This window comes from Actinokineospora sp. UV203, assembly GCF_056323665.1.
On record NZ_CM150484.1, the window covers coordinates 4,252,728 to 4,276,814 of the forward strand.

Below are 24,087 nucleotides of genomic sequence, written 5' to 3' on the forward strand. Positions count from 1 at the left end.
GTGCGGCCCAAGATCGGAAAGTGACAGGTACCCGCACGTGGACCGAGTGAAGACGGAGAAGACGACCGCAGCAATGCGGCGTGTCCTCTCCCGTTCGCTCATGGTCCTCGGCGGCGCTGTCGCCACGACCGCGGCGGCCTGGGCCATCTCGTCGGCCTCCGCCACGGCAGACACGTCGTTCGACTTCCCGATGTTCCCGTCCGAAGGCACTCAGTCCGCTCCCGCGCCAATGGAGCTCCCGGTGGTCTCTGACCTCGCCGGCAGCATCGGCCGGATCATCGGCGAGCCTGACCCGCTCTTCGGCGAACACGCGAAGGAAGCCTTCGACGAGTTCGGGCAGAAGATCACCGAGCACTTCGAGAAGGCGGCATCGCTCCCGGTCGACGCGATCGACGACGTGGACGATGTCGAGTTCCCCGGAGTGACCAATCCCGGCGTCGACGCGCCTGACGGTTCCGCCGTCACCGCGCCCGCCGTCGGGGCGCCGATCGCCAAGGCCACCACTCTTGTCGGGGTGCGGCCTGGTGCGATCGACCAGAACGCCGTGGCGGGCGCGGTTGACCGCGCTCTCGCCGACGGTATGAACCGGCGAGGTTCGCCGGAGACCTCCGACGAGGCTCCGGTCACGCCCCGCGGCACCAGTCCGCTGGTGCCGCTGAGCATCCCCGCCCCCGTTGGCACCGGACACACCGGAGCCAACTCCGTGGACGCGCCGAGTTTCGGCTTGCTCTCCTCGGTTCCGTCGGGCATTGACCTGAACACCGCCGATGCTTCGCGCTCGGCCCAGGTTCACGTCCCCGTCACCGTCGGCCAGCAGCCCGGCGTCACTCCAGACTGAATTCCCGCGCGACCGCGAAGCCACTAGCCGCTTCGCTGGGTTCATGCGCGTAGATCGGCATGCCCAGGTCGTGCCTTCACCCCCCGCGGGCTAGTTCCCGCACCCCTTAACGCAGGTGGCCGCTGCCCCGACGCGGTTTCGCGTCCGGTCACCCGCATTAGCCCCAGCAATGGGAAACCGAGAAGGAGAACACCAGATGCATATCTGGGCGAAGCGCGGCTTCCAGACCGCGCTGGTCACAGGTGGAATGTTGATGCTGGGTACCGGCATCGCGTCCGCAGACGAGAGCTTCAACCCCGACGTTCCGCCGTCCGCCCTGGACGGCTCGGTCAGCGTGCCGATCAGGATCGACAACAACGCGCTGGGCACCCCGTTCGGGCAGCACAACCTGGGTGGCGTCAACCACGACATCACGGTTTCGCCGCGCGACCTGGCAGGCGCCACCGGCGGTGTCACCCCGGCCCTGCCCACGAGCGGCCTGAACTCCGGTCTGCCCACCGCGGGCGGCATGCCCCCGGCGCTGACCAGCACCAACGGTGTTGCCCCGCTGTCCACCGAGGCGCTGCCCGCCACGGGCGGCCTGCCGAGCACCCAGGCCCTGCCCACCACGGGACTCCCCACCACGGGACTCCCCACCACGGGACTCCCCACGACTGGGCTGCCCACCACGGATGGCCTCGCGGGAGCCCCGCTCACCGGGCTGACCCCGGCCGACGGCGTCTCGCCGAAGTCCATCGGGACCGAAGACGACCTCTTCCGCGGCAACAAGATCGTCGGCGACCTGGTCGTCCCGATCGACATCTCCGGCAACGCGATCGCCATCCTCGGCGACGCGTCGGTCGAGAACTCCTCCAACCAGACGGCCCACCACGGCACCCCGGTCGTCACCGACGGGTCGGACAGCACCCTCGCGGGCAACGTCGTCGCCCTGGCGTGGGCCGCGCCCATCCAGATCACCGGCAACGCGATCGCCGCGGGCGGCACCGCCGACTCGTACAACACCTCGTCGCAGTCGGCGTCCGCCGACGGTGACATCGTCACCGATGGCACCGACGGGGTTCTCTCGGGCAACGTCCTCGCGGGCCACGGCGCCACCCCGGTGCAGCTCAACGGCAACGCGGTTTCCGGCGCGGGCATCGCGACCACCGACTCGGCCAGCTACTCCGAGGCCACCTCCGGCGGCACGATCGTCACCGGTGGCGAAGAGAGCGTGCTGTCGGGCAACGCGGGCGCGGTGCCCGTCGCTGTTCCGGTGCAGGGCAACGGCAACGCCGTCACCCTCGTCGGCATCGCCGACGCACTCACCGCCAGCGACGCCTACGCCCAGGCAGGTGACGCCCAGTCGGGCCCCACCTACGACGAGCCCGCCTACATCAAGACGAACGGCAACGAGGCTGTCGGCTCCGGCAACGTCCTGCAGCCTGCCCTCGCGGGCCCGGTCGCCGTGGACTGCAACGCCGCGGCGGTCGTCGGCATCGCCACCACGATGTGCGCCACCAGCGGTGACGCCGTCGCGGGCGGCTCCAACCTCACCAACGGCGAAGAGTCCGTGATCGGTGGCGCCATCGGCCACGCGCCGGTCGCCATTCCCACTCAGGCCTCGGCCAACGCGGGATCGCTGATCGGCACCGCCGTCACCGAGACCACCACCGACGTCAGCTCCGAGGCGGGTGGCAGCTCCTACACCGGTGGCGACGGCAGCGTCATCGGCGGCCTCGCGGCCGTTCCGGCGGTCACCGCTCCGATCGACGCCTGCGGCAACACGGGTGCGGGCGGCGGCCAGGCCGACGCGACCTGCATCGCGACCAGCACGTCCGAGTCGGGCGGCTTCACCGGCACCACCGGCAACGACAGCGTCATCGGCGGCGACGCCGCGACCGTTCCGGTCGCCGTTCCGGTCGAGGGCCTCGCGAACACCGCGGCTGTCATCGGTGGCACCAACTCCACCGTGACCGAGACCAAGACAGCCAGCGCGGGCGGCGACAGCAGCACCAACGACGACGCGGGCGTCCTGGCCTCGAACCTGGCGAACGTCCCCGTCGCGGGTCCGGTCCAGGTCGCGGGCAACGGCGGCGGCGTCGTCGCCGACACGGTCGCCTACAGCGACACCGACAGCACTGTCGACGCGGGCGGCTACTCGAAGGCCAAGGGCAACGGCGGCACGCTGGCGGGCAACATCGCCCAGGCTCCCGTCGCGATCCCGACGCAGGTCCTGTCCAGCGGTGCCACCGTCGTCGGCAATGGCACGGAGGCCGGCCGCAACACCGTCGACTCCGAGGCGGGCGACTACGCCCAGACCTCGGGCGAGGACGGCTCGGGCACGGGCAACGTCGTCTCAGTTCCGGTCGCCTCGGCCGTCCAGGCCTTCGGTGACTCGGCCGCGGTGCTCGGCCACAACGACGCCGCTTCCCACAACGTCACCACGTCGGACGCGGGCGGCACCGTCGACACCAACGGCGAGAACGGTTCGCTCGCGGGCAACGTCGTCGCCGCGCAGGCGCTGCCGATCGCGCAGGCCTTCGGTAACGCCGTTTCGGGCGTCGGCGGCATGGACACGGCCGCCGCGACCAACGACACCAACGCGGTCTCCGGTGGCGACATCACCACCAACGGCGACAACGGCAACATCTCGGGCAACCTGGTCGACGTTCCCGCCGCCGCCGTCGTGCAGCCGCACGGCAACGCGGTGGCCGCTCTGTTCAGCGACTCGATCGGGGCCTCGGACAGCGTCACCAACGGTTCGGTGGGTGGCACCTCCACCACCTCCGGTGACATGGGCAGCCTGTCCGGCATCGACGGCGACCTGCCGATCGGCGTCAACCTGCCGATCTACGACGTGCCGGTCGAGGTTCTGGCCGAGGCGATGACCTTCGCCACCAACGAAAGCAACATCACCGTGGGCGAGGACACCCCGCAGCTGGACCTGCCGCAGACCGGTGGCCTCGAGGCCACCAGCCTGCCCGCGATGCCGCGTCTGGGCTCGCTGCCCATGGCGGGCAATGCCCGCACCGGTGCGGGCGACCCGATCTCCAGCCTGCTCGCCGGTCTGCTGGGTGGAGCCGGTGTCAACTCGCTCTCGGGTATGGCCGGTGGCCTCGGCGGCACGCCGTCGATCCAGGAGCCGCACGCGGGCGACCCGCTGTCCGGCGTGACCGGTATGACCGGTCAGCTGAACGGCAAGAAGGTCAACCTTCCCGCGCCGACGGCCCCCAAGCCCGCTCCGCGTTTCGCTGCTCCGGCCATGCCCGGCCTGGACAACGTGCGCGGCGTGTTCTCGGGTGACCTGTTCCAGGCTCCGAAGCTGGACAAGCTGCCGGTTCAGACCCCCGCCCTCGCGGGTCTGAAGGCCCCCGTGGCCCGGCCCACGGCCGCGGCCCCCCGCACGGGTGCCCCGGCTCTGCCCTCGCTGGACGACACCAAGGCGAAGCTCGCCGGCGTGTTCGGGCACTTCCCGATCGGCTGACCACTGATCGGTGCGATGGGCCCGGGGTTTCCTACCTCCCGCCCCGGGCCCATCCCCCGTTAGGAAAATGAGAAAGGCCCCGCCACGGCTTGGGTTCTAGGGATCGTCGCAACACCTGACTTGTTCAGGGGTTGCAGTGTTCGAGATCCGCGAGAACCGGTCGTCTCAGGGCCGGAAGAAGTTGTCCGCCGAGCGCCAGCACTATCTTGATCTTGTGGCGCGAGGTGTGGGAACAGCTCAGGCGTGTCGGATCGTCGGGATCAACCGCAGGACCGGTCACCGGTGGCGGCATGGTCGTGCAAGTCAGGCCGGGCGGAAGGCAGATCCATTGCCTCCCGCCCGGCCTGCGCCGTTGACCGACCGATTTCTGTCGGTCGAGGAACGGATCGTGATCGCCGACCTGTGGCGCGCGGGCCGGTCGCGGCGGTCGATCGCGGCCGAGCTGGGCCGCAGCCCGTCGACGATCAGCCGGGAGATCACGCGAAACGCTCACCCCGAGTCGGGGGACTACCGGCCGCACAGCGCCCAGGATCGTGCCGAGGCCCGCCGTCCCCGGCCGAAGATCGGCAAGATCGCCGCCTGCCCCGAGCTGCGCGAGCACGTCCAGGGCATGCTCGATGACAAGTGCAGTCCAGAGCAGATCAGCCGCCGGCTGCGCCGCGATCATCCCGACCGGCCGGAGCTGCACGTGACCCACGAGACGATCTACCAGGCCCTCTACGTCCAGGCTCGCGGCGAGCTGCGCCGCGAGGTCGCCCAGGCGCTGCGCACCGGCCGTACCGTGCGTAAACCCCGCCGCATCACCGCTCAGCGCCAACCGCGGTTCACCCATCCCATGGTGATGATCAGCGATCGACCCGCCGAGATAGAGGACCGCGCCGTCCCCGGCCACTGGGAGGGCGACCTCATCATCGGTGGCGACCAGCAATCCGCGATCGGCACCCTGGTGGAGCGCAGCACCCGCTACGTCCTGCTCGTACATCTGGGCCGCTCCCGCACCGCTGAGCACGTCCGCGACGCCCTGATCACCACCATCGCGAAGCTGCCCGGCCACCTGAAGCGTTCACTGACCTGGGACCAGGGCTCGGAAATGGGCCGCCACCACGAGTTCAGCACCGCCACCGACATGCCGGTCTACTTCTGCGACCCACACTCACCCTGGCAACGCGGCTCGAACGAGAACACCAACGGCCTGCTGCGCCAGTACTTCCCCAAGGGCTCCGACCTCGCGGTCCACACGCCCGACGACCTGGCCGCGGTCGCTGCCCAGCTCAACCGCCGCCCACGCAAAACGCTCGGCTGGGACACCCCAGCCGAGCGTTTGGCTAAACTCCTGACCGAAGCCAGTTGATCACTTGTGTTGCAACGACCCCTGGAATTCGCCACGGCGGGGCCTTTCTTGTGTTCGTTCAGCTTTCGCGCAGCCGAGTCTCGGCTTGGGACACCAGGCGGTGCACCGTGCCGTCGCCGCCGCTGGTCGACCACCCGGTCCGAAGATCCGGTTCGATCTCCTGGTCACCGATGCGTGCGGCACCCGCGGCGACCTCACGGATCCGGGCGGCGAGGTGGTCGCCGGTTCCCGATGGATGATCGGTGACCACGGCGAACGTCCCACCGGTGTAGCGGGCGACGGTCTGGTCGGCCCGCAGCCCCGACCGCAGCCGGTCGGCCAGCAGCGCCAACAACTCGTCGCCGCGGTCGAAGCCGAGATCCCGGTTGACCTTGCCCAGGCCGCGAAGATCCGCGAGCACCAGCGTGGTCCGCGTCCCGTGGACCCGGGCTCGCACCAGGCTCTGCTCGATCCGGTCGAACAGCAGCGCGCGGTGCGGCAGTCCGGTGGTCGGGTCGAGCAGGCACCGCACCGGCTCGGACTCGACCGGGCGGATCACCATCAGCGTCATCCCGCGTCCCCGGTGCGTGACCGGGTGGATGTCGGCCCACAGCCTGCGGTACGGGGTGTTCACCCGGGTCACCACGAACGGCATCGTCGTCGACGATCCCGCGCGACCGATCTGGCGGGCCAGCTCCGGCATGCTCGGAACCGGGGAGCCGGAGTCGTCGCACAGCCGCCAGTCGGGCGGGTTCGTGCCCGCGCGCAAATGGTGCGGCGGCAGGTCGAGCAACTCCGCGGCGCTGGCGTTCGCCACGACCACGGACCCGTGCTCGTCGTGCAGGCCCAGCCCATACGGGAGTTCCGCGACGAGGTCGTCCCAACCGGAATCCGGCACGAGGGGTGCCGCTAGGTGAACCGCGCTCATCGGCCCGCGCCTTCCGTCGCTGAGACTTGCGCAGAACCCTTCCCTGTCCACCTATACCAATTCAAGCACCGGATACCACCCGTACCGGTGATCTTTGGTCAATCGAATTGCCAAGAGCGCTTCGCCAAACCGAACCAGAACCCCTCGATCATCGAACGCTGGGCGCGAAGAGTGTCCACAGTGGCGCCAAGCGCGACGAACAGCGGCGCGAAATGCTCGGTGCGCGGATGCGCGAGCCGAGCCGCGGGCGCCTTGCGCTCGAAGTCGATCAGCGAGTCGAAGTCGCCGGAGTCGATCACCCGGTCACCCCAGTCGTCGAACTCGCTCGACCACGACGGCGGCGCGTGGTCCGGGCCGAGGTGCGGGGTCATCGCGCGCAGGTTGTGAGTGAAGAACCCGCTGCCGACGATCAGCACGCCCTCGTCGCGCAGCGGCGCGAGCCTGCGGCCGATGTCGATAAGCGCGGCGGGCTCGAGTGTGGGCATGGAGATCTGCAACACCGGAACGTCAGCACCGGGGTACATCTCCACCAGCGGGACGTACGCGCCGTGGTCGAGTCCGCGGTGCGGGTCGTCGGCGGTCGGTGTGCTCGGGCCGCGCAGCAGACCGCGAACCTTGGCGGCCAGTTCCGGCGCCCCGGGAGCGGGGTATTTCACCTGGTAGAAGCGCTCGGGGAAGCCGCCGAAGTCGTAGACCAGCGGGACGGTCTCGGTGGCGCCCAGGGTCAGCGGCGCCTCTTCCCAGTGCGCGGACACGACGAGGATCGCCGTCGGCTTGTCGATGGTCGAAGACCACTCGGCGAGCTGGCGAGTCCACAGCTGGTCGTCAGCCAGCGGCGGCGCGCCGTGGCTGAGATAGAGGACCGGCTGCCTGCTCGACGTGGTCATGTCGCCATCCCGTAGAGGTTGAATGTTCAACATACACGACGCGGGCGGGGGCCGAAGTATTCCGAGCAAGGTCAGGACCGCGTTTACCTGCTCACCTTCAGTGAGATCACCGCCGTAAAGTGACCGGGTGCGACGCGTCCTGATCGCCGGGGTGTCCGGTTCCGGCAAGACCACCCTCGCCCGGCGCGTCGCGACCGGGCTCGGCCTGCCCCGCTACGAACTCGACGCGCTGCACCACGGTCCGGGCTGGGTCAAGCGCCCCGAGTTCGAGTCCGACGTCGCTGCCTTCGCCCGCACTGACCGCTGGGTCTGCGAAGCGCAGTACCAGCGGTTCCTCGGAAACCTGCTGTGGGAACGCGCCGACACCCTGCTCTGGCTCGACCTGCCGCGCCGGACGGTCATGCACCGGGTGATCCGCCGCAGCCTCGCCCGAGCGGTCACCGGCCGCGAACTCTTCAACGGCAACACCGAAAACTGGCGCGAGTGGGCCGACCCCGAGCACCCGATCCGCTGGGCCTGGTCACAGCACGCCGCGACCAGCGCCAAAACCCGCGCGCTGACCGAGGCACACCCGAACGTCGACATCGTCCACTTCACCAGCGCGGGCGATGTCCGGCGCTGGGTGGGCGCTCAGCCCTGGGCGAGGTCCGCGAACCGGCTGTAGTGCAGTTGGTGGGCGACCACCACAGTCGCCGTCGGTCCGGCACGGTGCTTGGCGATGATCAAGTCCGCCTCACCCGCCCGCGGGTCGTCCCGATCCCAGGCATCGGGCCGGTTGATCAGCAGCACGATGTCCGCGTCCTGCTCAAGCGAGTTATGGGCATGAATTCCATTGGCCACGAAGCTGTGGGTCCCGGGAACCGTCGCGTCGTACACCGACTGCACACCAAGACTTTCGACCTCGACAACCTCGTCCCAGAACACGTCGTTCGTCGCCAGCAGGTCAAGTTCGACGTCGTCGAGCACAGCGGCCACTCGACCCAACCGTGACCGGCTTGGTGCGTGCTTCCACATCGCGGAGCCACAGAACCTCGAACCCATGGCGGCGGCGGACTCCCGGTGCGTCATTCGTCGAGAGTCGAGGAGCGTCTTGACGCGATCCCATACCTCGCGCGGAACGGTGTCCCGGTTGGTGTTGCCGGTGATCATCCGAAGGTGGCCCGCGACGACTTCCGCAGCGATACCGCGAAGCCCGTGCACACCGATCCGGTCCACGAACTCGAGTTGGTTCTCTGCGCCGTCGATGTAGAGGTGCCAGTTGTCGCGATAGCCGGGCTTGGTGTTCCGCTTGATCCGTGCGTGAATGCCGAACCTGAGCAGTAGGTGTGAAAGGTCGTCGACGAGCCGGCGGCTGGTCGAGGCGTAATAGATCCGCGCTTGGCCTGCTTTCTCGTCCCACCGCACCGATCCGTCGGTCGCCCACAGGTGGCGCACGAACATGGCGACCTGAGGCGTCGGCAGGGAGAAGATCCGGTCGGGAACGAACTTCTCGTGGCTGCGCAAGCCGAACAGCCCAAACCCGTCGAGCCAGGCGGCGATGGGGTTTCGCTTGCCGTGGGTAAGGCGGAACGGTGCGGGCAAACGCAGTGACGTACACCTGGCTGCGGGATAGTCATCTCGGACGGCGGTGATACCGAAGTGCTTGGCTGCTTCCGCGACCGCGGAGAGGTTCGCCTCGTCGGTGCTCGCGTAACGGATCGGCTGGCGGCGCACGAAAGACCCGTCGCCGATCAGGTGTCCAAGCATGATCACTTCGGCATCGGGTAGTGCGGCCGGTTCGAGCGGTTCCGGCGTTCGCCGAGGCACCGCGAGCCGATCTCCCGCCGCGAGTTCACCGAGCGCGACCCAGCCGTCGACGGTCAGGAACGGGTGGTTGGCGCTCGCCTCGACCTCGCGACCTGAGGCAAGACGAAGCCGAAAGACCTCCTTTACCCCGCTGGCGAACACGGCCGACATGGCGCGCGGAACCATGCGCAGGCGCTCGTCGAGGCTCCACACCACCGGCAGTTCGCCGGACCCAAGCAACTCGCCGAATGTGCTCTCGACACCAGTGTCGGCGCGCAGGATTCGAGTGCCGAGCGTCATGCAGCCGGATTCACGCAGGTCGGACAGCATCGGCCGCTTGTCGGTTCGCTGTTCGGGACCACGGTTCAGCTGACTGATCGCGATCACCGGCACCTCGATCTCCTTGGCCAACAGCTTGAGCTGCCGGGAGAACTCGGAGACTTCCTGCTGCCGCGACTCGACTCGCTTGCCGGAGGTCATCAGCTGCAGGTAGTCGACCACGACCAGCTTCAGATCATGCCGCTGCTTGAGCCGCCGAGCCTTTGCCCGGATCTCCATCATCGTCATGTTGGGCGAGTCGTCGACAAAGATCGGCGCCTCACTGATCTCACTCATCCGCCGAGCCAGTCGCGTCCAGTCGTCGTCGCTCATCCGACCACCGCGCATATCCCCGAGCCGAATGCGCGCCTCGGCGGAGAGCATGCGCATGACGATCTCGGTCTTGCTCATTTCCAGGGAGAAGATGACGCTGCTCATACCGTGCTTGATCGAGCAGGACCGCGCGAAATCCAAACCCAGGGTCGAATTGTGCGTCGGGATCATCGACCGACTGGCGAGGTAAAGGTGATTCGCGTTGTCCACCTCGACGCAGCGCACCGGAACTGAGGCGATCGGCCGGACATCCACGATGTGCCGAACCGCCGGGCGGCTCGGGCGGTCCGACATCCGGTCCTTCTGCAGCAGGTGCTTGCGTTCGAGCTGGAACACGCGGTCCTGCGGAGTGAACGTCATCGTGTACGCCGTGGAACGGTCTTCGTTAGGTCCCGCGACCCGCTTGGTTCGGATGCGACAGCGGTAGCCGAGCCCGACGATCAGCTCGTGGATGTCGTAGGCGAGCCGGCGGTCGGTGACCGAAATCTGGGCGGAACCCGTGGCCGTGACCGTCCCATCGGTGTCAAGCAGTCCGGCGAGGAGCGCGCGCCGCTGGGATTCGGACGAACGAAGGTACGAAGCGGGAATGTGCTTGTCGCCGAGCACGCCGATCGTCCGCAGGATGGCCTGCAGCGACCCGTGTTCCCAGGTGCACGGCTGGCACAGGCGACCACCGGTCGACGGATTGCCGCAGTCCCGACAGTGCGGCGCCGGGACGGGCGCGGACACGAAGCGGGACTTGCCACCGCAGCTTCGGCCACAGGTTTTCAGTTCGCTCGTACGCGGGACGAAGGACACCCCGCAGACGACGCACAGTTTCGCGGCCACCGGCTCGGGAGTCGGAAGGCGCAGGTGGTAGCGCATGTTGCCGTACTCGTGGGCCTCGATCCCGGTCGCCTCGATGTGGCAGATGATCTCGGGATCGTTCGTGGTGAACCGAGCCCCGGCAGAGTCGCCATCACCCAGCCAGGCGCCGAGCACATAAGGCGGGACCGGGAGATCGGCCTCCGCGAAAAACAGCGGCGCGGTCAGCGCCACAGCATGGTTGGCCCGGCGGTCGCTGGTCTCGCACCGGACGGACGCCGCGAGTTCGGCTGTGGTGCGGATCTCGGAGGACGGCCCGGCGGCGGCGCGGCGGGCCGCTCGCGTGCTGGTCAGCCACTGGTGTTCGGCGTCCGCGACGATCACGGTGCCGTCGCTGAACTCGACCTCGAAACACGGGCGCCCGACCATCACGTCGGTCGCGCCGACGACCCGGGTGGCTTTGCCCTCGGCGTCGATCAGCTCGTTGCCGACCTTGACCTCGCCCATGGTGGTCCAGCCCGTGGGTGTGGGCAGCGGCGTGTCCAGCGCCAGCGCCTTGCCAACACCAGGTCGCGCCGCGACGATGATCATCTGGCCGGGGTGTAGGCCGTTGGTGACCTCGTCCAAGTCGGCGAAGCCGGTGGGGATGCCCAGGGAGTTGCCGCCGCGGGAGGCGATGGCGTCGATCTCGTCCATGGTGGGCTGCAGCAGTTCCTCGAGCGCGACGTAGTCCTCGCTCATGCTGCGTTCGGTGACCTCGTAGATCGAGGCCTGCGCGCGGTCGACGATCTCGGTGACGTCGGCGCCCTCGGCGCCCTGGTAGCCGAGTTGGACGATGCGGGTTCCCGCTTCGACGAGCCTGCGCAGGATCGCCTTCTCCGCGACGATCTCCGCGTAGTAGCCGGCGTTGGCCGCTGTCGGCACCGTGGCGATCAACGTGTGCAGGTACGGGGCGCCGCCGACTCGGCGGAGTTCGCCGCGGCGTTCGAGTTCGGCGGAGACCATGATCGGGTCGGCGGGTTCGCCGCGGCCGTACAGGTCGAGCACGCAGTCGTAGATCATCTGGTGCGCCGGACGGTAGAAGTCGCCGGGGCGCAGGGCCTCGATCACGTCGGCGATGGCGTCCTTGGACAGCATCATGCCGCCGAGCACGCTCTGTTCGGCCGCGAGGTCCTGCGGTGGCTGCCGGTCGAGACCGTGCTCGGGGCCGCTCGGCATCGGCGGCAAAGAGCGGTCATCGGTCAGCGCCACGCGGCCCTCCTTCGTACATCTGTTCGGTCCGACGGTACGTCGGCACGGCGACATTTCGGTGCCGCCGTGCCGACGCTAGAACCCCCGATCGGCCGCTTGCAAACGGCCTTGGGGACACAACTGTGGATAACCTGTGGATGGTTTGGGCCACCTGCGTACAGCTGCCCGCGTACCTGTGTACAACTTGGGGATAACTACACCAGTCTCACAAGAACGCCCAGGTCAGAGGCTGTGTACAAGGTGTGGAGAAAACTCTCCCACGATCGTCCGGCGTGTCGCGATTAATCGCTGCTTCGGCGTGTCGCCGCGGGCGTCACCCCAGTGGGTGAACACGACCTGTGGACAACTTGGGGACAGTGGGCACCGACACGAAACCGCCCCTCCCGCTCGCGGCGGAAGGGGCGGATTCGGTGGGACGGGGGTCAGCCCGCCGCGTTCACCTCGACGGTGAAGGCGGCGGTGACGTCCGGGTGGAGCCGCACGTTGACCGAGTGCTTGCCGACCGTCTTGATGTGGCCGGCGAGGTCGATCGCGCGCTTGTCGAGCACCGGGCCACCGGCCGCCTTGACGGCGGCGACGATGTCGGCCGTGGTGATCGAGCCGAACAGCTTGCCCGAGTTCGACGCGGCCTTGGCGGCCAGCGGCACGCTGCCCAATGCGGTCAGCGCGCCCTTGACCTCCTTGGCGTGGTCGAGGTCGCGGATCCGGCTGGCCTCCTGGGCCCGGCGGATGACCTGGACCTGCTTCTCGGCACCCTTGGTGGCGAGGATCGCGTAGCCCTTGGGCAGCAGGTAGTTGCGGCCGTAGCCGTCCTTGACCTCGACGGCGTCGCCGGGGCCACCAAGTCCACTCACGTCAGTGGTGAGGATGAGCTTCATGATGCGTCTCCTCCTGATCAGCGAGCGGTCGAGGTGTAGGGAAGCAGGGCGACCTCGCGAGCGTTCTTCACCGCGATGGCGACGTCGCGCTGGTGCTGGCTGCAGTTGCCGGTCACCCGACGCGCGCGGATCTTGCCGCGGTCGGAGATGTACTTGCGCAGCAGCGTGGTGTCCTTGTAGTCGATGTTCACCGGACGGTCCTTCTTCACGTCCTTGCAGAACACGCAGACCTTCTTCTTGGGCTTGCGAATCGGTGGCTTGGCCACGTCTTACTCCTGGGTTCTATCTAGTGAAAGAGTCTGGGGTGAGCGCGGTGCAGTGCGCTTTAGAAAGGAGGCTCGTCGTTGAAGCCGCCGCCGCCACCGCCGCCTGACGGAGGTGCGGAGCCCCACGGGTCGTCAGCGGGCGGAGCGGACTGGCCGGAGCCACCGCCGCCGTAACCGCCGCCGCCACCACCGGTGCCTCGGCTGACCTTGTTTACCTTGGCGGTCGCGTACTTGAGCGAGGGGCCGACCTCGTCGACCTCAAGCTCGATGACCGTGCGCTTCTCGCCCTCGCGGGTCTCGTAAGACCGCTGCTTGAGCCGTCCGCTCACGATCACCCGCGAACCGCGGGTCAGCGACTCGGCCACGTTCTCGGCCGCCTGTCGCCAGATGTTGCACCGCAGGAAGAGCGCTTCGCCGTCTTTCCACTCGCCGCTCGCCTTATCGAACGTGCGGGGGGTGGACGCGACCGTGAAGCTGGCCACGGCAGCACCCGACGGGGTGAAGCGCAATTCTGGATCGGCGGTCAGATTTCCGACCACCGTGATCGTCGTGTCACCAGCCATCGTTTGCCTCCTGGTCCCGTCAGGCGTTCTCGCGCCGCATGACCTTGGTCCGCAGCACGGATTCCTGCAGGGACAGCTGGCGGTCCAGCTCCTTCACAGCCGCGGGCTCCGAGATGATGTCGAGCACGGCGTAGATGCCTTCGGCGTGCTTCTTGATCTCGAAGGACAGGCGGCGCTTGCCCCAGATTTCGACCTTCTCGACGTTTCCGCCCGACGTGCGGATCACGTTGAGGAACGTGTCGAGCGACGGAGCGACAGTGCGCTCGTCGAGTGTGGGGTCGAGGATGACCATAACCTCGTAATGACGCATGAAGACCACTCACCTCCTGTGGACTCGCGGCCACGGACGTTCCGTGGCAGGAGGGTCTGCGGACAGAGCGTAACAGCGGCCGGTCAGGCCCTGCGCAGCACCCACGTGCGGACCAGTGCACCAGTGACCACCGACAACGCGAGAACGGCCAGCAGGATCGGCAGGCCGACGGTGTTGCCCGCGCCCACCGGCAGCGCCTGGGCGTCGCCCGCCGTGCGGAAGGCCGCGTTGTCAGTGCTGTCGCTCAGGAGACCGAACTCGGGGTTGTAGCCGGGGACGCTGCCGTAGCGGGCGCTGGGCGAGGGCACGAACAGGCCCGCCTTGGCGAACGGGATCGACCCGTAGTCGCGCTTGGCGGCCCCGGCGAGCGCGGCGCCGTCGTAGAGCCGGAGCTGGTCGGGAACCGTGTAGCCGCCGACGGGCTGTGCGTTCGGGGTCAGCGTGGGGTTGGCGGACGGGCCGCCGGGCTTGGTGCCGGGAGCGGTCTTGGACGGGTTGAGCGCGCGCACCGTCATGCCGCACTTCTCCGTGACCAGCTGGTGGACGCGCGCGACCGCGGCGTCGGTATGCGGGACCAGCTCCCGCATCGGCCGCACGACGGTCGCCACGGCGTCCGCGATCGCGGACCCGGGGATCTCGCCGGTGCCGTCGGGGACCTCGCCGACGGGGATCGACGCGCCGAGCGGGAAGGCGACGCCGACCGCGGTGCCGCGCAAGGCGCCCAGGCCCTCGGTCTCGCGGACGGCCTGGCTGACCAGCCCGGCTACCGCGAGCCGGGCGAGCGTGACCGGCTGGCCCTTGAAGGCGATGACGGACTGGGAGCAGTCCACGGCGACGAACGGTATGGGGGCCGCACTGGCCTGCGCCGGTCCGAGGGAGACCGCGGCACCCGCGGCGAGCAATGCGAGAGCAGAGCAGATCAGTCGCCGCACCCGGTGCACCCTTTCGTGTCGTACGCCACTATCGGGTGAACGATAGACCGGCGATCAAGTCATGCGGTCATGCGGCGAAGAACCCAGGTGCGGACCAGTGCCGCGGTCACGCCGGACAGGGCCAGCACGGCGAGCAGGATCGGGAACGCGATGCGGTTGCCACTGAGCGGGGTGAGCGCGTCGGCGTGGCCCGCGGCCTGGACGCCGTCGGTGTCGTTGTTCGCGCCGAGGATGCCGAACTGCGGCGAGTAGCCGGGGACGCCGCCGCCGTATCGGACGCCGGGCGACGGGGCGAATAGCCCGGCTTTGGCGAACGGCAGGTTCGAGTAGTCGGCCATCGGCGAGCGACCGAAGTTGTAGTTGGGGCTGAAGAACATGCCGCCCCCGCTGGGGACGCCGCCGATCACGGGCTGGTTCGAGCCCGGGAGCGCGCCGGGGCTGCCTCCGCCGTTGGTGCCGCCAGGACCGCTGCCGCCGGGGGCGCCGGGGTTGGTGGTGCCGGGGGGCTGTGTCGGGTTGGTCGGGTTGCCGGGCAGCGGCAGCGCCGCGGCGCCCTGCTCGATCGCGCCCGCGACGGTCTTTGAGCCCTCTTGGACGGGGGCGACGACCGTGTTGACGCCCTTGACCAGGACGGTGCAGCTGGACGCCATGGCCGAGCCGACGGCGTTGGCGATGGGTGCGAGCGCGGTTCGGGCCAGCGCGTTGGTGACCGCGTCGCCGATGCTGGAGCCGCCGATGGTGCCGCTGCCGTTGGGCAGCGCGCCGATCGGGATCGGCCCCATCGAGGCGAGCACGCCGTTGACCAGCGGTGCGAGGGTGACCTTGACCAGCGGGAGGCTGTTGAGGACGTTGGTGATCGGGCTCAGCAGCGCCGAGGGGCTCAGTGCCACGGGCTGGCCGGGCGTGCCCTGGATGCTCGCCCCGCAGCTGCCCACGACGATGGGGTCGGCCGCCGCCGCGGTGCCCGACGACATGACCAGGCTCCCCGTCGCCGCGCTGATGGCGAGAACGAGGCCGGTGGCGAACGTCTTGTAGCGGCGTCGCATGGTCACCCCTTCGGATACCGACAAGTAGCTTCAGTGAAAGTAACGACGGTAACCGCTCATCGTGACGGCGACCAGGCCTGATTAGGTGCGAATCACCCGTGAAGAGCATCGGCTTGCCACCGAGGGTCCTGTCTGTGGGTGCTGACGACTACGCTCGCGATCCATGAGCATCGGTGCCCATGTCCGCGACTACGACCCCGTCGGTGCCGCGCGCGAGCGCGAGGCCGAGGTCGTCCAGTTCTTCCTGTCCGACCCGCAGAGCTTCAAGGCACCGCAGCCTCACCCGCAGACCGCGGAGTTGCTCGCGTCCGATCTGACGGTGTTCATCCATTCTCCCTATCGGGTGAACATCGCGTCGACAAACAATCGCATTCGCATCCCGTCGCGAAAGCTCGTCGTGCAGCACGCGGAAGGCGCGGCCCAGGTCGGAGCCAAGGGCCTGGTCGTGCACGGCGGCCATCTTGGTGCCGACGAGGACCCCTCGATCGGCATCGACAACTGGCGCAAGTTCTTCGAGCGGCAGCAGGCCGACGGCGGCTTCGCGGTGCCGATCCTGATCGAGAACACCGCGGGCGGCGACAACGCCATGGCCCGCCGCTTCGACATGCTCGCCCGGCTGTGGGACGCGGTCGGCGAGTTCGGCGCCGGGTTCTGCCTCGACACCTGCCACGCGTTCGCGGCGGGCGAGGATCTGGTCGACATCACCGATCGGGTGATGCGAATCACAGGGCGGATCGACCTGGTGCACCTGAACAGCTCCCGCGACGAGTTCGGCTCGACCCGGGACCGGCACGCCAACATCAAGACTGGCACGATCGACGCAAAGCAACTCGTCGACGTGGTCGCGGCGGCAGGCGCCCCGGTGGTGGTCGAGACCCCGTCCGACGGCCAGGCGGAGGACATCGCGTTCCTGCGCGAGGCACTCGGCCGGTGAGCGTGCCCGCGGGGGTGACGGTGTCAGGGAAGGCGGAAAGCGCAGTGCCCGAGGCACCGCAGGACCGTTCGTCGACGGTGCTCCGGCTCGGTCGCGCGTCACTCGCCCTGCTCGTGCTTCTCTGCGGGTTCACCCTGCTACTCGGCTTCGCGAACAAGGACAGATGTGCGGGCCCCGAGTTCGACGACTGGGGACGCAGCGGGCCCGACTTCCACGAGCGCAAGTACGCCGACGTCTGCTATTCCGACATCCAGTTCCTCTGGATCGGCCGCGACGTCGACCGCCATGTGTTCCCGTACGTGCACGGGTCGATCAACGAGAACGGCGAGCTGGTCGGCGGTACGGTCGAATACCCGGTGCTCACCGGGCTGATGATCTGGGCGGGCGCGCTGTTCGCCGACACCGACGCGGCCTTCCTGCTGGCGTCCGCGCTGCTCATGGCCCCCTTCGGCCTGGCGACGGCGTGGCTGCTCGGCAGGCTCTCGCGCTGGCGGGCGCTGATCTGGGCGCTGTCGCCGCCGCTGGTGCTCTACGCGTTCCACAACTGGGAGCTCCCGGTCGTGCTGTGCGCGGTCGCGGCGGTCTACGTCGTGCACCGCGGCTGGGGCAAGCGCGGTGTCGACCGCCCGCTGATCCAGCGCGCGTCGGTCAGCGCGGTGCTGCTCGGTCTCGGGTTCGCGTTCAAGCTGTATCCGGCGATCTTCGTTCTCCCGCTGATGCTCTATGTCCTGACCGGCGGGCGCGGCGGCAAGGAGCTGGCCGAGGGCAAGGCCCGCGACGTGGCGGGCATGGTCCGGGTGGCGCTGATCGCGATGGGGACGGCGATCGCGGTCAACATCCCGTTCGCGGTCGCGGGTTTCGAGGGCTGGCTGGCGTCGTTCGTCTTCCAGGGCCAGCGCAAGGCCGACATCACGGCCAACTCGATCTGGTTCTGGGGCTTGCGGCCGGACTCCGACCCGGGCAACGACTCGGTGCAGGAGTTCATCAGTTTCGCCTCACCGGTCCTGGTGTTCGCGTCGTTCGCCGCCGCGTGCGCCATCGGCTGGGTCCGCTACCAGCGGGAACGCACATACCCGTGGGTCGCGGTGTCCGCGGCGATGCTGTGCGGCTTCCTGCTCCTGCACAAGGTCCACTCGCCGCAGTACACGCTGTGGCTGGTCCCGATGTTCGTCCTGCTGAAGATCCGCTGGGGCTGGATCGCGGCGTACTTCGTCGCCGACTTCGCCATGGGCGTCGGCATCTTCCTGTGGTTCGCGCGGATCGCGGCCAGGCTGCCCTCCGGCGTCTACGACAGCTTCAGCGCGCAGCTGGTCATGATCGGTGTGTGGGGGCGCGCGGGGCTGTTGGTGGGCCTGTTCATCGCATTCCTCACGGCGGATTCCGCGGTCGACGAGGACGAGGTCGAGATCGAGGCGCCGTCCCGGGTCTAGACGAGCTCCGCTTGCCGTTCGATCGGGCGCAGCGCCGCACGGCGCCTGCTCACCAGTGCTTCCACGGTGATCACGGCCAGGGCCAGCCACACCAGGCCGAACCCGACCCAGCGTGCCGTCGTCATGGCTTCGTGGAAGACCAGCAGGCCGACGGCGAACTGGACGATCGGCGCGGTGTACTGCAGCAGGCCGAGCGTCGTCATGGACACCTTCGTCGCGGCCGTGCCGAACATCAGCAGCGGGATCGCGGTGATCACGCCCGTGCCGACCAGCAGGGCGGCCTGCGGCCAGCCCGCGTGGCCGAACGTGCCGCCGCCGCCCGCGAGCAGGAACGTCAGCGCGAGGGGTGCCAGCACCATCGTCTCGATCGTGAGGCCCTCGGTCGACCCGACGTCGGCCTTCTTCTTCATCAGACCGTAGGTGGCGAAGGAGAACGCCAGCGTCACCGCGATCCAGGGCACCCGGCCGTAGTCGAAGGTCAGCTCCACCACCGCGGCGAACGCGATGGCGAGCCCGACCCACTGCCAGGGCCGCAGCCGTTCGCCGAGGACGACCACGCCGAGCAGGATCGTCACCAGCGGGTTGATGAAGTACCCGAGGGAGGTCTCGACGACCTGCCCGCTGTTGACGCCGTAGATGTAGACGCCCCAGTTGACCGCGATGACCACGGCGCCGACGCCGATGAACGCCAGCCTGCGGCGGTCGCCGAAGACGGCTTTGAGTCGAGTCCAGCGCCGGGCGACGATGGTCAGGCCCGCGACGGCCAGCAGCGACCAGACGATGCGGTGGGCGAGGATCTCGATCGGACCGGCCGGGGCCAGCAGTGGCCAGTAGAGCGGGAAGAAACCCCAGGTCAGATACGCGCCGAGGCCGAGGAGGAAACCTCGTCGCTGTCCCGACACCAGGGTCCTCCGATCATCCCACCATTTTCCGCGAGTCTCGCATGGGACAGCGCGAAACCCCGCATCCTTATTCCACGAGGGCGGGTGCGCGGCGGGGAAGAGTGAACCGGTCCGGGGCGCCGTCGAGCACTCCACCTGCCGGGTCGTCCTCGCCGTACTGGCGGACCAGGTCGCGGGCCGGGTGGTAGATCTCATAGATCACCAGGGCGCACAGGGCCAGGACGGCGATGTCGCGAGCGACGACGAACCCCAGGAACCAGTCCTCGGGCAGGCCCTTCTGGCCTTCACCGAGGTAGTAGGCCATGCGCGGGGCCCAGACCAGGGCGTCGATCGTCATCCAGGCGAGCAGCGGTTTCCAGCGCGGTACCGCCAGCACCGCGATCGGGACCAGCCACAGCGAGTACTGCGGACTCCACACCTTGTTGGTCAGCAGGAACGCCGCCACCACCAGGAACGCCAGCTGGGCCACCCGCGGCCGCGTCGGCGCGTGCCAGGCGACGAACGCCACCCCCGCGCAGCACAGCAGGAACAGGCCCGCGGTCACCAGGTTCAGCAGCGTCGGCGACTCACCGAACGCCAGCGGACCGTCGAAGCCGGGCCAGCCGGTGAAATGCATGATCACGTTGTAGATCGAGTCGGGGTCGGCGCCCCGGTCCGAGTTGCGCCGGAAGAACTCGCCCCAGCCGCGCCGGGTCGCTTCCGGCAGGAAGATCGCCGCGTTGACCGCGGCCCACGACACCACCGCCGCGACCGCCGCCCGCATCCACACCTTCGTGTGGCCCGACCGGATACACAGGACGAGCAGCGGCCCGAGCAGGAACAACGGATACAGCTTCGCCGCGCCACCAAGCCCGAGCAGGATGCCCGCCAGGACCGGTTTCTTGCGCGCCCACGCGAGCAGACCCCCGGCCGCGAACGCGGTCGCGAGGGTGTCGAAGTTGGTGAACGCGTGCACGATCACCAGCGGCGACAGCGCGATGAACGCGGCGTCCCACGGTCTGCGCCGGGCCGTTCGGGCGACCGCCCAGATGGTCACCAGCCAGGCCAGCGCCAACCAGAACGCGCTGATGTCGAAGTAGACGACCACCGGCAGCCCGCTCGGCAGCCACCCGGCGGCGGCCAGCGACACCCAGCCCTGCGCGAGCTTGGCGTTGAACCACTGGAACATCCCGGTGATCACCGGGTACTCCATGAACCGCTCGTGCTGAGTCGGCTTGCCCTCGTCGTCGAACCAACTGGTCAGGTACGGGAAGCCGCCCTGGTCGAGCCGCTCGGCGGAGTACAGCGGGACGATGTCGGAGTAGCACATCGCGACGAACTGGCGGCCGGAGCGCCAGTCCAGCTCCAACTGCCCGTTGCCCGCGTCGTACTGCTGGATACAGGGCGCCTTCGCGAACCACCCCAGGGTCAGCGCCACCACCCCGATGAGCAGCGCGGCCCGCAGCGGCGTCCAGAACCAGTGCCTGCCGACGGCCGCGTGTCTGCCCGTCACCCCACCGAACGGCGCGCTCGCGTGCCTGGCGAGGGACTCCCCCCACGTCGGCCGCACCCGCTCCCGCGGCCCCAGCGACGCGGTGTCGTCCGTCCCCACCTGCCCTGACCCGGGCGACTGACCCTCTTCGACTGACACGCGCGCGATGCTACGGGCAAACCTCGCCGGAGGGACGTGGCAACGACGATCTACTCATCAACAGACAACGGACGGGTGGGTGCCTGAGGCGCCCACCCGTCCGTTGTGCTGCTCGACTATCAGTTGCTGCCGGGAAGCGGTAGTCCGGTTTCCGACGTCGGTCGCGTGATCCGCGTGCGGGTCGTCGTGGTCGTCGGTTCGGTCGGCTCGCTCGGCTCAGTCGTCTTCGGCGGCTTGGTCTCCTGCGACGGCTTGGTTTCCGTCGTCGGTGGCGGGTTGCTGGTGCTCGGCGGCTCCTTGTACTCGGGCTTGCCGATCGCCAGGAACTTGCCGAAGTTCTCCTTCGGAAGCTTGGACTGCTGGTGGTAGCTGTCCATGAACTTCTTCCAGATCTTGCCCGGCAGACCGCTGCCGTAGACGATGTCGCCCTTCGCGTCCTTGAGTCTGTAGCCGTTGTCCTTGTCACCGCTGAGCGACACCGCGGTCGAGAGCTGCGGGGTGTACCCGACCATCCAGGCCTTCGAGTTGTCCGGCGTGTCCTGGTACTGGTGGGTCCCGGTCTTGCCCGCGCACAACCGGTCACCCGCGCACGGGATGCCCGAGGCCTTCGGGATGGGAAGCAGCGCCTCGGTGACGTTGCGGGCGATCTTCTGGCTCTTCTCCGGGTCCTCGTCGAATGCGAGCTTCTCCAGGTACGGCTGGTAGTTCTTGTCCTCGAAGAGGACCGTGCCGTCCGGCTTCTCGACCTTCGCGACCAGGTGCGGCGCCCGGTAGATGCCGTTCGCGGCGAACGTCGCGTAGGCCGAGGCCATGTCGACCGTGCTCACCTGGGTGTCGCCACCGCCGATCGCGATGTTGATGTCGCCGGTTGCCTTGTCCAGCGGTGAGCGCACGCCTGCCTGGGCCGCCGCTTCGGCGACTCCCTTGGGCTTGACGTCGTTGTAGACCATGTCGCTGAACACGACGTTGAGCGATTCCTTCATCGCCTGCGAGACGGTGCACTCACCACAACCCGGCCTCGAGGCGTTCTTGATGATTTTGCTTCCACCGAATGCCTTGGGCGAGCTGTCGTATGTCTCGTAGAGACCCTTGTCCTTTTTGAGGAGCCCGACCAGGTCGAACGGCTTGAAGGCGGAGCCCGGCTCCTGGACCGCGGCCGCCCAGTCCGTGCCTGCCCCGTTCGAGTTCGGGTAGTACGCCCGGATGTGTCCGGTCTTCGGATCGACGGCGACCAAGCCGGGGTGCAGTGCTGTCGGTTGGCCCTGCATCACGTCGTTGACCGCCTGCTCGGCGAGCGACTGCGCGGTCTTGTCGAGCGTGAGCTGGATCTTGTAGCCGTGGCGGCGGACCGTGTCCTCGTCGATGCCGAGCGTCTTGAGCTCCGCGTACACCAGCTTGGGGAGCCGCCCCTTGAGCGGAGCTGAGAGGCCTTCGCCCTTGGTCTCCTCGAGCGGCACCGGCGGCTGGAACGGCGTCTGCTGGCGCTCGGCCTCGGTCATCCAGGTGTTGGCGATCATCCGGCCGGTTACGTAAGTCCAGCGGTCGATCTGGTACTGGGTGTCCTTGTGCCGCGACGGCGTCTGGATCATGCCCGCGAGTAGCGCGGCCTGCGACTTGTTGATCGTCATCAGGTCGTCGATGTTGTAGTACGCCTTCGCCGCCGCCGCCACGCCGTAGGCGCCCCGACCGAAGTAGATCGTGTTCAGGTACGCGGTGATGATGTCCGGCTTGGAGTACGTCTCGTTCATCTTGTAGGACTTGACCAGCTCGGTCCACTTGCGGGTCAGCGTCTTATCCTCGTCGCCGCTGGCCTTCTTGACGTACTGCTGCGAGATCGTCGAACCGCCGCCCTCGCCGCCGCTGACCTGGTTCCAGACCGCGCGCAGGATGCCGGTCATGTCGAAGCCGGCGTTGGTCTCGAATGACGCGTCCTCGGCCGCGTAGACGGCCTTGCGCATGACGTCCGGCATCTGGTCGTAGGTGAGCAGCTGCCGGTTGGCGCCCGACTCGGCGAGTTTGGTGATCTCGCTGCCGTCGGCCCAGCGCAGCGTGACGGCCTGGTCCTGCTTGGCGGCCAGGTCTTGCGGGCTCTCCACTTCCACCATCTGGTAGGTGATGAAGAAGGCGAGGACCGGGATGATGATCCCGAGCGCCGTGCCGACGTAGGCCGTGCGCCGCACCCGCCGCCAGATCTTCTTGCGACGTAGTGCGCGAGCCTCCGCGTCGGTCACCGGGACTTCGTCGTCGGGACCGTAATCGTCGTCGTAGTCGTCTTCGTAGTCCGGCTCGCGGTGGGTGAGCAGCGCGGGCTCGCCGCGGGAGTGGCCGGGGTTCTGGTGCAGGTAGATGGTCGGGTCCTCGCCTGGATCATGTGGGGGCACCGGGCGACTGCCGGGAGGCAGGCGGCGGTCGCCGGACATGGGGGGAACGGCCATCGTGGGCTGCTCACCAGGTGCGTTCAGTGCGCGGGTCGCGCCGGGACCGCCGGGGAACCCGCCACCGGGTCCGTCGGGACCGGTGAAGTTGCCGGGCCCATTCGGGCCGTTGGGACCACCGGGCATGCCGGGGCCGCCGGGGATACGCGGACCGCCGCGACCCGCCGCACCGGCGATACCCGCGCCGTGTCCGGCCGCGCCCGCCACCCCACCGGCCGCCAAGCCACCCGCGGCGGCGGCGCCTGCCGCGCCGAATCCGCCGGGAACACCGGGACCACCCGGGCCGCGCCCGCCCGGCTGCACCGGACCGCCTGGCCTGCCCTGGCCACCGAAGTCGTCGGGTCCACCCGGCCCACGGCCGCGGTCGCCGACGAAGTCGTCCGGGCGCGCAGGCCCACGGCCGCGCTCACCGGCGAACTCGTTCGGGCCGCCGGGGCCACGCCTGGGCGTGCCGAAGTCGTCGCGGGGACGGACTGGTCCCCCGGGTGCGTTGAAGTCCTCAGGGGCCGAGCGGCCCGCGAAGTCAGGGCTCGAGTAGGGGCCCGGCCGGTCACCGGGCGGGCCGGGTGGCCTGCTCGGGGCGTCGGGGCCGCCACGGGGACGGCCCGCTTCGTCCTCTTCCTCCCACAGCGGGCTCCAGAAGCCCGTGCGCTCGACGGACTGCTCGGCGCCGGTGCCCCGGTCCGGTTCGTCCCCGGAGGGCCACTCGGGCTCGCGGCGGCGGTGGTCACTGTGGTCGTTCACGAAAAGGCCTCCCAAACCGGCGCCCCGATCTGGGGCGTCGTTCGGTGGTCATCCGCAGCGGAATTCCAGGGCAGCCTCGG

General features: G+C 68.9%; 18 protein-coding genes. 6 read left to right on the forward strand and 12 right to left on the reverse strand.

Features of this window, described 5'->3' with window-relative positions; translation table 11 throughout:
- The first annotated feature begins 37 nt into the window (after positions 1-37).
- The 3 genes from ACUZ2Y_RS20225 (at position 38) to ACUZ2Y_RS20235 (ending at position 5,652) form a co-directional block, all read left to right on the forward strand.
- Complete coding sequence (locus tag ACUZ2Y_RS20225) at positions 38-838, forward strand: hypothetical protein (RefSeq protein ID WP_476321164.1); 801 nt, start codon at positions 38-40, stop codon at positions 836-838.
- Between the two features lie 196 nt (positions 839-1,034).
- The gene (locus tag ACUZ2Y_RS20230) at positions 1,035-4,301 is read left to right on the forward strand and encodes a beta strand repeat-containing protein (RefSeq protein WP_476321166.1); all 3,267 of its coding nucleotides are present in this window, start codon (positions 1,035-1,037) and stop codon (positions 4,299-4,301) included.
- Positions 4,302-4,437: 136 nt separating this feature from the next.
- A complete protein-coding gene (locus ACUZ2Y_RS20235) occupies positions 4,438-5,652 on the forward strand; it encodes an IS30 family transposase (protein WP_476320266.1) in 1,215 nt (404 codons plus the stop codon).
- A gap of 58 nt (positions 5,653-5,710) precedes the next feature.
- Here the strand turns inward: ACUZ2Y_RS20235 and ACUZ2Y_RS20240 are convergent, their stop codons facing one another.
- Positions 5,711-6,559 (reverse strand): diguanylate cyclase domain-containing protein, encoded by an 849-nt coding sequence (locus ACUZ2Y_RS20240; RefSeq protein WP_476321168.1) that lies wholly within the window; start codon positions 6,557-6,559, stop codon positions 5,711-5,713.
- A 98-nt stretch (positions 6,560-6,657) separates the two neighbouring features.
- Positions 6,658-7,446 carry a dioxygenase family protein gene (locus ACUZ2Y_RS20245; RefSeq protein WP_476321170.1) on the reverse strand — a complete coding sequence of 263 codons (789 nt, stop codon included), beginning with the start codon at positions 7,444-7,446 and terminating at the stop codon, positions 6,658-6,660.
- Between the two features lie 127 nt (positions 7,447-7,573).
- Between ACUZ2Y_RS20245 and ACUZ2Y_RS20250 the strand changes: the two genes are divergently transcribed.
- A complete protein-coding gene (locus ACUZ2Y_RS20250) occupies positions 7,574-8,110 on the forward strand; it encodes a P-loop NTPase family protein (protein ID WP_476321172.1) in 537 nt (178 codons plus the stop codon).
- Here the strand turns inward: ACUZ2Y_RS20250 and ACUZ2Y_RS20255 are convergent.
- From ACUZ2Y_RS20255 to ACUZ2Y_RS20285, 7 genes are all read right to left on the reverse strand, one after another.
- Positions 8,077-11,991, reverse strand: coding sequence for a replicative DNA helicase (locus tag ACUZ2Y_RS20255; protein WP_476321174.1), 3,915 nt, complete (start codon positions 11,989-11,991; stop codon positions 8,077-8,079). The genes ACUZ2Y_RS20250 and ACUZ2Y_RS20255 overlap by 34 nt on opposite strands.
- A 368-nt stretch (positions 11,992-12,359) precedes the next feature.
- On the reverse strand, positions 12,360-12,818 hold the full coding sequence (rplI, locus tag ACUZ2Y_RS20260) for a 50S ribosomal protein L9 (protein ID WP_187221945.1): 459 nt from the start codon (positions 12,816-12,818) through the stop codon (positions 12,360-12,362).
- 14 nt (positions 12,819-12,832) lie between these two features.
- Entirely contained in the window at positions 12,833-13,081 is a 249-nt protein-coding gene (rpsR, locus tag ACUZ2Y_RS20265; protein ID WP_054053205.1) for a 30S ribosomal protein S18, read from the reverse strand.
- Positions 13,082-13,140: 59 nt separating this feature from the next.
- Complete coding sequence (locus tag ACUZ2Y_RS20270) at positions 13,141-13,644, reverse strand: single-stranded DNA-binding protein (RefSeq protein ID WP_187221702.1); 504 nt, start codon at positions 13,642-13,644, stop codon at positions 13,141-13,143.
- Between the two features lie 19 nt (positions 13,645-13,663).
- A complete protein-coding gene (gene rpsF, locus ACUZ2Y_RS20275; protein ID WP_091377087.1) occupies positions 13,664-13,954 on the reverse strand; it encodes a 30S ribosomal protein S6 in 291 nt (96 codons plus the stop codon).
- Between the two features lie 83 nt (positions 13,955-14,037).
- Entirely contained in the window at positions 14,038-14,886 is an 849-nt protein-coding gene (locus ACUZ2Y_RS20280) for a hypothetical protein (protein WP_476321178.1), read from the reverse strand.
- Between the two features lie 59 nt (positions 14,887-14,945).
- Positions 14,946-15,932, reverse strand: coding sequence for a hypothetical protein (locus tag ACUZ2Y_RS20285; protein WP_476321180.1), 987 nt, complete (start codon positions 15,930-15,932; stop codon positions 14,946-14,948).
- Between the two features lie 163 nt (positions 15,933-16,095).
- Between ACUZ2Y_RS20285 and ACUZ2Y_RS20290 the strand changes: the two genes are divergently transcribed.
- Together ACUZ2Y_RS20290 and ACUZ2Y_RS20295 are read left to right on the forward strand one after the other, a co-directional pair.
- Positions 16,096-16,866, forward strand: coding sequence for a deoxyribonuclease IV (locus ACUZ2Y_RS20290; protein WP_476321182.1), 771 nt, complete (start codon positions 16,096-16,098; stop codon positions 16,864-16,866).
- 44 nt (positions 16,867-16,910) lie between these two features.
- The gene (locus ACUZ2Y_RS20295) at positions 16,911-18,296 is read left to right on the forward strand and encodes a glycosyltransferase family 87 protein (RefSeq protein WP_476321184.1); all 1,386 of its coding nucleotides are present in this window, start codon (positions 16,911-16,913) and stop codon (positions 18,294-18,296) included.
- Here ACUZ2Y_RS20295 and rarD read toward each other — a convergent pair.
- The 3 genes from rarD to ACUZ2Y_RS20310 all read right to left on the reverse strand — a co-directional run bounded on the left by rarD (position 18,293) and on the right by ACUZ2Y_RS20310 (position 24,007).
- Complete coding sequence (rarD, locus tag ACUZ2Y_RS20300; RefSeq protein WP_476321186.1) at positions 18,293-19,198, reverse strand: EamA family transporter RarD; 906 nt, start codon at positions 19,196-19,198, stop codon at positions 18,293-18,295. The genes ACUZ2Y_RS20295 and rarD overlap by 4 nt on opposite strands.
- A gap of 67 nt (positions 19,199-19,265) precedes the next feature.
- Positions 19,266-20,828, reverse strand: coding sequence for a glycosyltransferase family 87 protein (locus tag ACUZ2Y_RS20305; RefSeq protein ID WP_476321188.1), 1,563 nt, complete (start codon positions 20,826-20,828; stop codon positions 19,266-19,268).
- A gap of 119 nt (positions 20,829-20,947) precedes the next feature.
- Positions 20,948-24,007, reverse strand: a complete 3,060-nt coding sequence (locus tag ACUZ2Y_RS20310) for a transglycosylase domain-containing protein (protein WP_476321190.1) — start codon at positions 24,005-24,007, stop codon at positions 20,948-20,950.
- Between the last annotated feature and the right edge of the window lie 80 nt (positions 24,008-24,087).